Genomic DNA, 13,983 nt, shown 5'->3' on the forward strand with positions numbered 1-13,983 from the left:
AAACTGGAACAGGTTCTAGTATCCCCTCATGCGCCACGGCATCGTCCTGTTCACCTCCGACCGCGGGATCACCCCCGCGGCAGCCGCGCGGGCGGCCGAGGAGCGCGGGTTCGACACGTTCTACGTCCCCGAGCACACCCACATCCCGGTCAAGCGCGAGGCGGCCCACCCCCGCACCGGCGACGAGACGCTCCCCGACGACCGCTACACCCGGACGCTGGACCCGTGGGTGTCGCTGGCCACGGCGGCCGCGGTCACCTCCCGGATCCGGCTCTCGACCGCCGTCGCGCTGCCCGTCGAGTCGGACCCGATCACGCTCGCGAAGCAGATCGCCACGCTCGACCACCTGTCCGGCGGGCGGGTCACGCTCGGCGCCGGCTTCGGGTGGAACACCGACGAGCTCGCCGACCACCACGTCCCGGCCGGGAGGCGCCGTGCGGTCCTGAAGGAGTACGTCGAGGCGATGCGCGCCCTGTGGACGCAGGAGGAGGCGTCGTACGAGGGCGAGTTCGTGTCGTTCGGCGCCTCGTGGGCCTGGCCCAAGCCCGTGCAGGCGCACGTGCCGCTGCTGATCGGCGCCGGCGGCGGACCGAAGACCTTCCGCTGGATCGCCGAGCACGCCGACGGCTGGATGACCACACCGGTCGAGCAGGACATCACCGGCAAGGCCGACGCCCTCCGGGCTGCCTGGGCCGAAGCGGGGCGGTCCGGCTCACCGGACCTCCACGTCCTCGTCGCCAGCCGCCCCTCCCCCGACGACCTCGCGTCCTGGGCGGCCGCGGGCGCGACCGAGCTGATCTGGGGCGTGCCGGACGCCGGCCCGGAGGTCGTCGAGGCCTACCTCGACAAGCTCGCGGGCCGGCTCGGGGTCACGCCCGGCTGACGGCGACCGTCGCCTTCTCGTTGTCGCCGACGGTCACGGCCGTGCCGTCGCCGTTGGCCTCGCCGACGGCGAACGACGACGCGAGGGTCTCGCTCGAGATCAGCGACTCATGGGTGCGGGCGGCCGCCTGCACGGCGGGCGAGCCGCCGATCGTCAGCGCGATCCGGTCGGAGACCTCGAGGCCGGCGTCGCGACGGGCCTGCTGGACGGCGCGGACCAGGTCGCGGGCCAGGCCCTCGGCGGCCAGCTCGGGCGTGACGGCCGTGTCGAGCACGACGAAGCCGCCGCGCGGCAACATGCCCGTCACCGACGCGTCGTCGGCGGACCCGGCGACGGTCTCGAGGGTGTACTCCCCCTCGACCAGTGCGAGCCCGCCCGCGGTCACGGTGCCGTCGTCGGCCACCGACCAGTCGCCGGACTTAGAGCCCTTGATGGCGGTCTGCACGTCCTTGCCCAGGCGGGGGCCGGCCGCGCGGGCGTTGACGGTCAGCTTCTGCGAGACGCCGTACGCCGCGGCCTCGGGCGCGTCGTCGGCCAGCAGCCGCACGGCCTTGACGTTGAGCTCGTCGGAGATGATCCCCTCGAAGCCGGCGAGCGCGGCCGGGTCGGCCACGACGACGGAGAGCAGCGAGAGCGGCAGCCGGTTGCGCAGGTTGCCGGCCTTGCGCAGCGCGGAGGTCGCCGAGCAGATGTCACGGACCTGGTCCATCGCGGCCACGAGCGCGTCGTCACCGGGCAGCTCGTCGACGGTCGGCCAGTCGGTCAGGTGGACCGAGCGCCCGCCGGTCAGGCCGCGCCAGATCTCCTCGGTCGTCAGCGGCAGCAGGGGTGCCGTCACCCGGCACACGACCTCGAGCACGGTGTAGAGGGTGTCGAACGCCTCGGCGTTGTCGCCCCAGAACCGGTCGCGCGAGCGGCGGATGTACCAGTTGGTGAGCACGTCGAGGAACGACCGCGTCGAGTCGCACGCGTTGGCCACGTCGTAGTTGTCGAGCTGGTCGGTCATCTGCGCGACGTACTGGCGGCACTTCGCGAGGAGGTAGCGGTCGAGCGGGTCCTGCGACGCGGTCGACGCCTGGGCGTCGTACCCCTCACCGGCGGCGTTGGCGTAGAGCTGGAAGAAGTACCAGCTGTTCCACAGCGGGATCAGCACCTGCCGCACCGAGTCGCGGATGCCCTGCTCGGTGACGACCAAGTTGCCGCCGCGCAGAATCGGTGAGGACATCAGGAACCAGCGCATCGCGTCGGCGCCGTCGCGGTCGAAGACCTCGCGCACGTCGGGGTAGTTGCGCAGCGACTTCGACATCTTGTTGCCGTCGGAGCCGAGCACGATCCCGTGGCTGACGCAGGTCTCGAACGCCGGCCGGTCGAAGATCGCCGTCGCCAGGATGTGCAGCGTGTAGAACCAGCCGCGGGTCTGGCCGATGTACTCCACGATGAAGTCCGCCGGGAAGTGGTGCTCGAACCAGTCGGAGTTCTCGAACGGCACGTGCACCTGCGCGAAGCTCATCGAGCCGCTGTCGAACCACACGTCGAGCACGTCCGGGACGCGACGCATCATCGACTTGCCCGTCGGGTCGTCCGGGTTCGGGCGCACCAGGTCGTCGACGTACGGGCGGTGCAGGTCCTTCACCTCGACGCCGAAGTCCCGCTCCAGCTGCTCGAAGGAGCCGTAGACGTCGATGCGCGGGTAGGCCTCGTCGTCGCTCTTCCACACCGGCACCGGGGAGCCCCAGAAGCGGTTGCGGGTGATCGACCAGTCGCGGGCGTTCTCCAGCCACTTGCCGAACTGGCCCTGCTTGATGTGGTCGGGCACCCAGCGGATCTGCTCGTTGAGCTCGAGCATCCGCTCCTTGATCGCGGTGACCTCGACGAACCACGACGAGACGCCCTTGTAGATCAAGGGCTCGCGGCAGCGCCAGCAGTGCGGGTAGGAGTGCTCGTAGGACTCGCGGCGCAGCAGGATCGTGCCCGGGCTGACGGCGCCCTGGGTCTCGGCAGGCTCGACCGACGAGTAGTTGCGGGTCGCGGCCTTGAGGTGGTCGATGACGTGGGGGTTGGCGTCGAAGACCAGCATGCCGGCGTAGTCGTCGACGGGGTGGGTGAAGCGGCCGTCCTTGCCGACCGGCATGACCGCCTCGATGCCCTCGCGGTCGGTCACCTCCTTGTCGACCTCACCGAACGCGCCGGCGGTGTGGACCACGCCGGTGCCGTCCGTGGTGGTGACCGCGTCGTCGGCGGCGACCACGCGGAAGGCCCGGTCGTGCCCGGCGTAGTAGGTGAACGGCGGCGTGTAGGTGCGGCCGACCAAGTCGGCGCCGCGGTAGCGACCGAGCACGACGGGCTCGCCGTCGGGGCCCGCGAGCTCGCGGGCGTACGACGCCAGCCGCGCCTCGGCCAGCAGGTAGCGCGCGGTGCGGTCGGTGCCGGGGACGGCCGCCTCGACGACGACGTACTCGATGTCGGAGCCGACCATGACCGCCAGGTTGGACGGCAGGGTCCACGGGGTCGTCGTCCAGATGAGGATGTGGGCGCCGTCGAGGACCTCGTCCTCGCCGGTCGCGTCGAGCGGGTAGCCGACCGTGACCGCCGGGTCGTTGCGGTTCTGGTAGACGTCGTCGTCCATCCGCAGCTCGTGGTTGGACAGCGGCGTCTCGTCGTTCCAGCAGTAGGGCAGGACGCGGAAGCCCTCGTAGACCAGGCCCTTGTCGTAGAGCTGCTGGAAGGCCCAGATGACCGACTCCATGTACTCGGGGTTCATGGTCCGGTAGTCGTTGTCGAAGTCGACCCAGCGCGCCTGGCGGGTGACGTACTCGCGCCAGTCACCGGTGTACTTCATGACGGACTCGCGGCAGGCCGCGTTGAACTTCTCGATGCCCATCTCGACGATCTCGTCGGTGGTCTTGATGCCGAGCTGGCGCATGGCCTCGAGCTCGGCGGGCAGCCCGTGGGTGTCCCAGCCGAAGCGGCGCTCGACGCGCTTGCCGCGCATCGTCTGGTAGCGCGGGATCAGGTCCTTGACGTAGCCGGTGAGCAGGTGGCCGTAGTGCGGCAGGCCGTTGGCGAACGGGGGGCCGTCGTAGAAGACGAACTCGTTGGCGCCGTTCTCCCCCGCGTCGCGCTGGTCGACGCTGGCCTGGAAGGTGTCGTCGGCCTCCCAGTAGGCGAGGACGCGCTCCTCGATCTCGGGGAAGCGGGGGCTCGACGGGACGCCACCCTCGGCGTTGGTGGAGACCTTGGGGTAGGTCATCGGCTCTCCTGCGGTTCGTCGTCGGTCTCGGTGATCGAGCTTGTCGAGATCACGAGGACGACGCTCCCAGTTCGGGATGCCGCGGTACCACCTCGCTTGCCGCGCCCCCGTGCTGCCTGGGGACATGACCGCTTCGTTCACGGCTGTGACGGGCCTACCCGTCCGGTTCTACTGGGTCTCGGTGCTTGTCGGGACCGTTCTTCCGGAGGCTCGCCGCTGATGACGGCTCGAACGCCTGTGGGGCACAGCGTACGGCGCCCCCTCGGCCGGTGCGAATCAGTTGCAGAGGTTCGCGGGATAGTCCCCACCACAGTTGTCCCGAAATCGGTCTGTGACAGCAACTGTGGTGGGGACTATCGCGATTCTGCCCTCGGAGACGCGACCCGTGGGCCCTAGACGACGCGCCGGTGACGCAGCCAAAGACGGCGCTGTTCGACGTCGAGGGCTCGACGTTGCTCGACGGTGTGGGTGGGGACCCACCAGTGCGGGAGCTCGAGCGTCCACTCCCTCTTTGCCGCGGGCACATGGCGCGCCCGCCGGTAGGCGTCGTCGAGTCGATGTACGAAGAACGACGAGTCACCCAGGTCGCTGCCCACCATCGTGACGGGCTCCAGCCCGACCCGACGGAAGTCCGCCTCGCGACGCAGGTCGACGGCACGCTGCTGCCCTTCGAGGTGCAGCTCGCCGGCGTACTCACCGGTGACTCCGGCCTCCGGATCGATCAGGTCCGGGGTCCCGATGTGTCGACCCTCGCGATCGAACACCGGGACGTTGAAGAGCGGGCGTGGGTGGCCCGCGTCCAACTGCCACGCCAACCCCATGAGGACCTCGGGTGGAGACCAGGCGTTCTCCACGGCGTGGCCGAGCGCCCAGCGGCACCGCGGGATTCCCGTCCAGCCGCTGTGCGCAGCGGCATACGCGGCCATCTCCGCGATGCTGACCAGATCGGAGTACGCCGCCATGGAGAGCACCACGGCTGCAGCCCGGTCGCTGGGCGCGTAGCGCATCTCGAAGCAGGCGGATCGCACCGCGGTCGTCACCCTGAGACCGTCGACGCACACGACGTCGCGCGGATCCAGGCGCTCCTCGGAGATTGCGATCCCGGGCCGCTCGCGCACGGTACGGCCGGCGGTCGCAACCACGACAGGGCGCCGGCCATTGACCCCGCGGCTCCCGTCGAACCACGCCCCACCCAACCAGTGGAGCGCTGCCCACCCGGTGACAGCACCGTCGTGCGGTGCGAGCACCGAAGCCTCGAGGATCCGTTGGTTCGGGTCGTCCGCGGCGACTCCGGCAGGCACGTAGAAGCCCCGGGAGATCTTGCGCCACGCCTTGCCCCGCGCCTGCCCGACCGTGGGGCCGTTCTCGCCCGTCCGGTCGAGACGCACCGGCGCGACCAGCTCAGGTCGCGAGGGGTGGAAGGGAGGCAGTTCGTGCACGCCTTCATGCTCGGCGGGACCGCCGACGTGGGCGTGTGGTTATCCACAGGCGCCGATTGTCGGGATAGTCCCCACCGCTGTTGTCGTGATTTCGCCCCTGGGACAGCAACTGTGGTGGGGACTATCCCGACAAGCCGTCCAGCCAGGCCAGCACCCGGGTCGCGACCTCGTCCGGGGTGAGGTGGGTGTTGTCGAGGCGCAGGTGGGGCATCCCCGCGAGCACCGCGTCGGCCGCCGCCGGGCGCTCGGGGTCGGTGTTCATCCGGTAGGATTCCTCGAGCTCACGCACGTGCGCGTCGGACCAGGCGAGGTCGCGCTTGGAGCGCTTGTGGTCGATCCGGTCGGCGTGCCGGTTGCGGTCGAGCCGGACCGGGAGGTCGGCGTACAGCTCGAGGCACGAGACCCGCAGCCCTGCGTCGGCGTAGGGCGCGATGAGCCGGCGCACGTAGTCGGCGTCCTCGGGCAGCTCGACGTTCCAGACGAACGAGAAGATCAGCCGGGTGTCGTTGGCGACGGCCTCCTCGACCACCCGCCGGCGGAACTCGGCGTTGAGGACGCGGAAGGCGGGCGAGTCGAAGCCGAAGATCTCCAGCAGCGGCTCGATCGTGTGGTGGTTGTGGAAGAGCCGGAAGTCCGAGGCGGCACACACGGCCCGCCCGACCGTCATCTTGCCGACGGCCGGCGGTCCAGTGATGAGCAGCAGCTCCCCCGATGACATGCGCCGGACGATATGCGGTTGCCGCGCAACGGCGCGACCCGATTGGCTTGCCCCATGAGCGACATGTGGCTGCCGGCCGACCAGGACCCCCGGATGCAGGCCGGGCCGACCCGGGGCGAGCGCGACTGCCTCGTGGGCTACCTCGAGCACTACCGCACCACTCTCGAGCTCAAGTGCGACGGCCTCACCCCCGCGCAGCTCGCGACCCGATCGGTGCCGCCGTCGTCGATGTCGCTGCTGGGCATGGTGCGACACATGGCCCGGGTCGAGCAGAGCTGGTTCCGGCGGGTGATCGACGGACACCTGGAGATCACCCGACTGTTCCAGGAGGACGACGGCGGGTTCGACTTCGACGCGGCGGCCGTCGACGAGGCGTTCGTGGCCGACACGTGGCGGCTCTGGCGCGACGAGGTGGCCCACGCTCGCGAGGTGCTCGCGCGCACCGACCTCAACGCGGTCGTCGACGTGCACGGCGAGCCCAGCGAGGTGCGCGACATCATCGTGCACATGATCGAGGAGTACGCCCGCCACCTCGGCCACGCCGACCTGCTCCGCGAGTGCATCGACGGCCGCACCGGCCAGTGAGGCTGTGACTCGGCCCATTCCCTAGGCTGGGGGCGTGACGAACGCAGCCTGGGGCCACGGCCTCGCCACCCTCGACAGCACCGGATCCGTCCTCGACGTCTGGTTCCCCTCCCCTGCCCTGGGCTCGGCGCCGGCCGACGCGGCCGCACCCGCCGAGCTCACCGCGCTGGAGGGCAGCGACGAGGCCCGCGGCACCACCCGGGAGGTCCGGCTCGTCGAGATCGCCGACCTCGCCGAGGCGCCGACCTCCACCGAGGACGTCTGGCTCCGCCTGCACCTGCTCTCCACCCGCCTCGTCGCCCCCCACGGCCAGTCGCTCGAGGGGATCTTCGGCTTCCTCGCCAACGTCGTGTGGACCTCCGCCGGCCCGTGCGCGGTCGAGGGCTTCGAGCTCACCCGCGCCCGGCTCCGCGCCACCGGCCAGCACGTCACGGTGTACGGCGTCGACAAGTTCCCGCGGATGGTCGACTACGTCGTGCCCAGCGGCGTCCGGATCGCCGACGCCGACCGCGTCCGCCTCGGCGCCCACCTCGCGTCCGGCACGACCGTCATGCACGAGGGCTTCGTGAACTTCAACGCCGGCACGCTCGGCGCCTCCATGGTCGAGGGCCGCATCTCGGCGGGCGTCGTGGTCGGCGACGGCTCCGACGTCGGCGGCGGGTCGTCGATCATGGGCACCCTCTCGGGTGGCGGCAAGGAGGTCATCTCCGTGGGCGAGCGCTGCCTGCTGGGCGCCAACGCCGGCATCGGCATCTCGCTCGGCAACGACTGCGTCGTCGAGGCCGGTTGCTACGTCACCGCCGGCACCAAGGTCACCATCACCGACATGGACTCCAAGCCCAAGGTCATCAAGGCCGCGGAGCTCTCGGGAGCCAACAACGTGCTGTTCCGCCGCAACTCCGTCACGGGGACCATCGAGGCCGTGCCGTGGAAGGGCGACGGCATCGAGCTCAACGCCGCCCTCCACGCCAACTAGGCGGCGAGCGGCCGTGAGAGACCGCTCATGAGGATCCGGACCTTCGTCGCCCTGGCCGTCGTCGGCGTCGCGGGCATCGCCGTGGCCACGGGGTACGGCGTGCTGCACCACGTCCCCGACCTGCTGAGCCCCGACGAGTGCCGCGCCAGTGTCGCCGGCCACGAGGTCACCCTGGCGACCGAGCAGGCCGAGAACGCTGCCCTGATCTCGGCGATCTCGGTCCAGCGCGGCATGCCCGCACGGGCGGCCTCGATCGCACTGGCGACCGGATTCCAGGAGTCCAAGCTCTACAACCTGGAGTCCGGGGACCGCGACTCGGTCGGCCTCTTCCAACAGCGGCCGAGCCAGGGCTGGGGGACGCGGGAGCAGATCCTCAACCCCTACTACTCGATCAACGCCTTCTACGACGCCCTCGAGAAGGTCGACGGCTACGAGACGATGCGCATCACCGAGGCCGCCCAGGAGGTGCAGCGCTCCGGCTACCCCGAGGCGTACGCCGACCACGAGGCCGACGCCCGGGTCCTCGCCTCGGCGCTCACCGGCGAGTCCGCACACGTGTTCAGCTGCAGCGTCGACGAGCAGGGCAGCGCCTCGAAGAAGGTCGGCAGCAACGGCCTGACCCACCGCGCCGAGACCGTGCGCCGCGACATCGAGGCGGCGTTCGGCGACCAGACCGCCACTCCCGTCGGCGACGGGGGCCGGGCCTTCGAGGTCACGATCGACCAGGTCGGCCACGGCTGGGCGATGGCGCAGTACCTCGTCGCGATGGCCGACCGGCTCTCGATCTCCGACGTCACCTACGACGGCCATATCTGGTCGTCGGGCTCGTCGTCGAAGGACGGCTGGACGACGGCGTCGGGCGCCGGGTCGGCGCGACTGCGCGTCAGCGTCCACCGCTGAACATGCGGAAGGCCCGGCGCAGTGCCGGGCCTTCCCTGCGGGTCCGACCTGTCCCCTGACGGGTCGGACCCCTTGCCGTCCGGACCGCGGCCCCCGATACGTCGTCCACACACCCCCGTGGGTGCGGACGACCGGACTGCGCTTCCATCGGGCACCTTCATGGTGACTGCCGACCGGGGCCGAAAAGCGTTTGTTGCACGATCACATCAATGTGGGACAAAGGGTGGGAATCACCGGCTCCCGCGGGCCCGGATGACCGAGGATGGGCGCGTGCCCAAGGTCTCCCCCGCCGCCGACGACAGGACGCCACTGGCCGGCTCCCGCATCGACATCCCGGTGCGCATCGGCTGGCTGCTGCGGACCCACCGGATGGTGGCCGGGCTGTCCCTGCGCGAGATGTCGCTCGAGCTGACCGAGCGCGGCGTGGGCCTGTCGGCGTCCACGCTGAGCAGGATCGAGACCGAGGGTCATCGCTCGCCCGCGGCCCTGGACGGTTATGCCAGCGTCCTGGGGCTGCCCGACGGGGTGTTGAGGGGCACCATCGGTCTGCTCTGCCGCACCTTCCGCTACGCACCACCAGAGTCCCGGGAAGTGGGAGAACCCGGGAGGCCGAGCCTCGAACGGTTCAGCGCGGCATGCGACGGGATCGACGTGGAGGCCCCCTCGGGCGGCGCGTGGATGCGCTTCGCGCGCGCGCACTCCCACACCAGCGGCTTCGGGTTGCCGGTCCGCCTCATGGAGCCGCACCTCGTCCGCATCAACGCCGAGCTGGGACTTGCCGTCGGCACTGCGATGATCACGCGGCACGAGGCCCTGTCCTCGCTCCGCATCGGCCCGTACGGCGACCTGCTCGAGGACGTCACCCGGCACGAGATCCTCGTCCCCGGCCACCCCGCCGTCGACCGACTGTTCGGCCCCCTGTCGGACCGCCCCACTCCCTCGCTGCTGCACTGGCTCAACGACCTCCTGAGCCACGAGCGTGTAGAGCTCTGCCGGAGCGCGACGTACGCCCTCCAGAGCATGCTCCTGAGTGGCGACCTCGACGCCCGCGAGTGGGCGACCCTCGTCCCGGCGCTGGTCGAGGCGTGGTCCGACCCGGACCCGGGACGGCGCTCGGCCCTCGCGCAGCTCGCGACCGCGCTACCGCCCGAGCTGCAGCGCGAGGTACGGCGGTCCTGCGACGTCGACGCCGCGCTCCCGGCACCACCGCCGGACTGGTCACGGAGCCGCCGCAACCGCCACTACGAGAGGGCGCGGGAGCTCGGGCGGGCCGTGTGCGCTCGCCTGGGACACCCCGAGGAGCCGCTGCTCGACCGACTCGTCTTCGAGAGCCTCTTCGAGATCCGGGGCGTGCGGATGGCCCACGCACTGATGCTCCTGCGCGCCTCGGCGTTCCGGGATCCGTTCGCGGAGGTCCTGCTGAACGAGCTCCCCCGAACCCGCGACGAGGACTCGCGCACCGCCATGCGGAGGGCGCTGGTGAGCATGCACCAGGGCCGCCCGCTCCCGGAGGGAGCCGGGCTCCTGGAGTCCGAGGACGACGCGGACTTCGTCACCGGGGTGCGACTGATCGGGTCGGGTGGCGGCGTGCTGCCGGACGCCGCCGTCGAGCGAGGGCTGGGCGGGGACGAGGAGGCTCGACGCCACACGGTGACCGCCCTGGGCCAGGCCAATGACCCGCGGCTGCGTGCGCTGCGGGAGCGGGCCGGACTCTCGCGAGAACTCCGCGACTCGGCCGTCTGGTGGTCCGACCGCAGTGGTCGAATCCTGATCTGAGCCTGAGTGAAGGAGGTGGGATGGCCGCTTGACCCCCGTGCATGCGGCCACCCCACCAAGCCCCGGCCCCACTCCAGGGCGGCCATGTTGTCCGGCCTGGGGAAAATCTAGGGGAGCGTTGGACAGCGCATCGCTTTGTCCCGGAACGGCGCTTTTCCGGGACAAAGGCTCGAGGGTGCCGTGGCACGTGTATCCGCCGTGCCGCGGACGACGGTCACTCCTGGGGACGGACCACAGCGGGAAGATCGACCCAGAAGGCAGCACCCTCGCCCGGCGTTGACTCCACCCCCATGAGTCCCCCGTCGCGCTCGACGATGGAGCGCGACAGGGCGAGGCCCAGGCCCGTCCCACGGACCTCGGGGTCGGCGAAGCGCACGAAGGGCTTGAACACGTCGGCCTGCTGCTCCGGGCTCAGGCCGGGGCCCGTGTCGTGGACGGTGATGCGCACGTGCGCGATCCCCTGGTCGTCGGACGACGCGGATGTCACCACACTGACCCGCCCCCCGGGGTGGTTGTAGGCGATCGCGTTGCCGACCAGGTTCGCGAGCACCTGCCGCAGCCCGGACGGCGTGGTCAGGACGCACTCGGTGATGTCCGGGGAGAAGGAGACCGTCACTCCGGCGGTGAGTGCGGGCGCCCGCAACCAGTGGACGACGTCACTCACGGCCTCCGCGACGCTGACCGCCTGGCGGGGCGTACCGCCGCCCAGCTCCTGCCCCGTCTCCAGGAGGGAGTCGATGACCGCGAGCAGCTGCTCAGCGGCGCTGAGCACCACCCCCGAGTCCTTGACGACGCCGGTGGCGAATCCCGCGACCGTGTCCCGGTCGGGCCCCTCCTGGTCCGACTGCTCGACCAGGTCCGCTGCCTCGTCGGCCAGGAGCTCGGCGGTGCCGATGATGGCGCTGATCGGGGTGCGCAGCTCGTGGCCGAGCGCCGCGAAGAAGTGCTGCTGGCTCTCCCTGGCCTGGTCACCTCGGGCGATGGCATCGGCCAGGGACACCCGCGCCCGCTCCGCGGCCATGCGTGAGGCCAGGGCGGCAGTGAGCACCTGCACCGCGGCCAGGGTCTCCGCCGGCCACGGGCCGGGCTCGGCACGGGCCACGCCGATGCTGCCGTAGCTCGTGCCGTCGCAGAGCATGCTGCTGCCCACGGCGGCGTAGGAACCGCCGGCCTCGATCTCGGTGCGATCGCCCTCCGCCTCCCCGTCGAGCAGGCCGGTGTCGGTGATGCCCACGACCCCGTGCTCGCGGACCTGCTGGGAGAACCACGGAAGCGACAGGGCGCGGCCCGCACCGGCGTCGGCGCCCACATGGGCCGTGGGGATCACGCCCTCGGCGACGCGCTCCATCAGCCAGGCGCGGTCCCCGAGTCGGATCCAGCCCTGCTCCTGGTCGGGGCGCAGCGTGGTCGACACCACCGACAGGCGTGACGCGGTCGGGTTGACCGATGCGAGGGCGTCCACCGTGACCGTGAAGGCCTCGGTCAGGCTGAGCCCACCGGTCAGGATCCTGGTCACCGCCGCCTGCACCTCGGGCGGGATCGGGGCGGGCGTCGCGAACACGAGGGCCCGCTCGGGTCCGAGCACGTCGTCAGCCACCGAGGACCACCCTCGCCGGCGAGGGCCGCAGGCCACGGCTGGCGTCGATGCGCACCGGGCCGGACGCCCGGAGCCGCTGCTCGACGCCTCGCTCCACCAGGTGCACCAGCTGCGCGAGGGCCAGGTTGCGGCCGGGGCACGCGTGGGGGCCGGCGCCGAACGGGAGCCAGGCACCCGGCCGTGCCGTGTCGTCGCACCAGCGGGTCGGGTCGAAGTCCGTCAGCGGCTTGAAGCCGGACTCCGGGCCGGGCGCCACCTCGCCGAGCTGGCCGAGCGCGCGGGGGCTCACGACGAGGGGCGTGTACGCCGGCAGGGTCACGCCGCCGATCACCGACTCGTCGACAGAGATCCGCGGGAGCAGCCAGGTCGGCGGGTAGAGACGCAGGGTCTCCCAGACGATCGCGGTCCGCAGCCGCGGATCGGCGCCGGCCGCCGCAGCTACGTCCGGATGGGCTGCGAGCTGCTGGAGCACCCAGGCACCGGCCGCGATCGGCACCTGGACTCCGGCCGCCAGGGCAGTCGCCATCGCGCTGGACGCGGAGACACCGACCTCGGCGAGGGCGGCACGCAGGTCGCGGAGCGCCCGCTGCTCGCGCCGACGGTCAACGGACCACCGACGAGGCGGTCGTGCCGCGCTGATCACCGGCGCCAGCGCGTCGACCCACGTCAACGTCAGCATCGCGATGTGGTCTCGGGTTGCCTGACCCGCAGCCGGCACCAGCGCTGCGGTCGTCGACCGGCTCACGGGCGTCCGGAGCAGGTCGAGGGGGTGGACGGTGATCTCGTCGAGGCCAAGGGGCGCGTCGGGCCAGACGGCGGCGAGCTCGGCGACGAAGACGCCCCGTCCCACGGCGACGGCATCGGACGTGAGGGCTGGAGTGTGCTTGTCCGGACGCCCTTCCGGTTGATCTGCACCCATGCCCGCGAGTGGGCGTCGGCTCGCGTCGAAGGGGATCGGGAAGCGACGTACGTCCTTGAGGACGGCGCGGGCGTCGGCCAGCGTCGGGACGAGCACCGGGCCGCGCGGGTTGAGCCAGACCGGGGTCGGTGACCCGACCGCGGAAGCAACGGCACCGAGGATCCCGTCGGGATCCCCGGTGCCGTCATCGGGTGTCGCCAACGACATCAGTGCGTCGGGACCCACGGGTAAACGCCGCGCAGAGCGCGCAGGGCGCGCGAGGTCGCGCGGCGCTGCTTGATCTTCGAGATCACCGAGGCTCCTTTCCTGGGGGTGGATCCGTGCCCCGAGTGCCCGGATGAGGGCGGACCGCTCCGTCGAGAGCTTCAGGCGTGTCCCCATGGGCTCAGCTGAGGCCATCGAGGAGGTCGGCCAGTTCTTGACGGCGAATCGGCTTGGGCAGGAAGAGACTAATGCCCAGCTCGTTGAGAATGGGGCGTTCATCGCGAGCCGACGCGCTGACGATCACGACGTTCATGTCCCGGGCGTGTTCGGGGTGGGCATTGAGCCAGCGGGCGACGTCGATGCCGGACATCCGCGGCATGGACAGGTCGAGGAGCAACAGGTCGTAGTTCCCCGCGGAAACCGCCTCGACAGCCTCCTGCCCGTCGGTCACCTCGTCGACGACGTGGCCGAGCTTCTCGAGCATCCGGCGGAGCAGCTCGCGCACGATGTCGACGTCGTCGGCGACGAGCACCCGCAACACGCGAGCGGTCTGGACCGCGTCCGCTGTGTGGACAGCCGCGTCCGGATGCGGGACAGGCGTCCCCGCGTCGACTGCGTTGTCACTGTCGGTCATGCGGTTCCCTCGTCGGTCACGTACGTCGCGACGCGGACCCCCACCCACGACCGACGTTCCTTGCTGGCTTGACCCCCGGGTTCTGCTGGTGCCTATCTTGCC

At 71.2% G+C, this 13,983-nt stretch carries 11 protein-coding genes; 5 read left to right on the top strand and 6 right to left on the bottom strand.

Going from position 1 to position 13,983, the window contains the following annotated elements:
* The first annotated feature begins 28 nt into the window (after positions 1-28).
* Positions 29-883 (top strand): LLM class F420-dependent oxidoreductase, encoded by an 855-nt coding sequence (locus FB382_RS13875; RefSeq protein WP_182540014.1) that lies wholly within the window; start codon positions 29-31, stop codon positions 881-883.
* Here the strand turns inward: FB382_RS13875 and ileS are convergent.
* The 3 genes from ileS to FB382_RS13890 all read right to left on the bottom strand — a co-directional run bounded on the left by ileS (position 870) and on the right by FB382_RS13890 (position 6,290).
* Complete coding sequence (gene ileS / locus FB382_RS13880; protein ID WP_182540016.1) at positions 870-4,133, bottom strand: isoleucine--tRNA ligase; 3,264 nt, start codon at positions 4,131-4,133, stop codon at positions 870-872. The two genes, FB382_RS13875 and ileS, sit on opposite strands and share 14 nt — an antisense overlap.
* Positions 4,134-4,525: 392 nt before the next feature.
* On the bottom strand, positions 4,526-5,572 hold the full coding sequence (locus tag FB382_RS13885; protein WP_343055609.1) for a hypothetical protein: 1,047 nt from the start codon (positions 5,570-5,572) through the stop codon (positions 4,526-4,528).
* 121 nt (positions 5,573-5,693) lie between these two features.
* Positions 5,694-6,290: an AAA family ATPase gene (locus tag FB382_RS13890; protein WP_182540018.1), complete on the bottom strand. Its 597-nt coding sequence runs from the start codon at positions 6,288-6,290 to the stop codon at positions 5,694-5,696.
* 54 nt (positions 6,291-6,344) lie between these two features.
* On the opposite strand from FB382_RS13890, the gene FB382_RS13895 reads away from it, so the two are divergent.
* The 4 genes from FB382_RS13895 (at position 6,345) to FB382_RS13910 (ending at position 10,527) form a co-directional block, all read left to right on the top strand.
* A complete protein-coding gene (locus FB382_RS13895; RefSeq protein WP_246377187.1) occupies positions 6,345-6,875 on the top strand; it encodes a DinB family protein in 531 nt (176 codons plus the stop codon).
* 34 nt (positions 6,876-6,909) lie between these two features.
* Positions 6,910-7,851 carry a 2,3,4,5-tetrahydropyridine-2,6-dicarboxylate N-succinyltransferase gene (gene dapD / locus FB382_RS13900; protein ID WP_182540021.1) on the top strand — a complete coding sequence of 314 codons (942 nt, stop codon included), beginning with the start codon at positions 6,910-6,912 and terminating at the stop codon, positions 7,849-7,851.
* Positions 7,852-7,878: 27 nt separating this feature from the next.
* Positions 7,879-8,751 (top strand): VldE C-terminal domain-containing protein, encoded by an 873-nt coding sequence (locus FB382_RS13905; protein WP_182540023.1) that lies wholly within the window; start codon positions 7,879-7,881, stop codon positions 8,749-8,751.
* 270 nt (positions 8,752-9,021) lie between these two features.
* Positions 9,022-10,527, top strand: a complete 1,506-nt coding sequence (locus FB382_RS13910) for a helix-turn-helix transcriptional regulator (RefSeq protein WP_182540025.1) — start codon at positions 9,022-9,024, stop codon at positions 10,525-10,527.
* Between the two features lie 214 nt (positions 10,528-10,741).
* On the opposite strand, the gene FB382_RS22900 is transcribed toward FB382_RS13910, so the two are convergent.
* The 3 genes from FB382_RS22900 to FB382_RS13925 form a co-directional block, all read right to left on the bottom strand.
* A complete protein-coding gene (locus FB382_RS22900; protein ID WP_182540027.1) occupies positions 10,742-12,124 on the bottom strand; it encodes an ATP-binding protein in 1,383 nt (460 codons plus the stop codon).
* Entirely contained in the window at positions 12,117-13,268 is a 1,152-nt protein-coding gene (locus FB382_RS22905) for a cytochrome P450 (protein WP_182540029.1), read from the bottom strand. The genes FB382_RS22900 and FB382_RS22905 overlap by 8 nt, the downstream gene beginning before the upstream one ends.
* Before the next feature lie 160 nt (positions 13,269-13,428).
* Positions 13,429-13,881: a response regulator gene (locus FB382_RS13925; protein ID WP_182540031.1), complete on the bottom strand. Its 453-nt coding sequence runs from the start codon at positions 13,879-13,881 to the stop codon at positions 13,429-13,431.
* Positions 13,882-13,983 lie beyond the last annotated feature (102 nt).

Origin of the sequence: Nocardioides ginsengisegetis (assembly GCF_014138045.1) — a bacterium.
Lineage (GTDB): Bacteria > Actinomycetota > Actinomycetes > Propionibacteriales > Nocardioidaceae > Nocardioides > Nocardioides ginsengisegetis.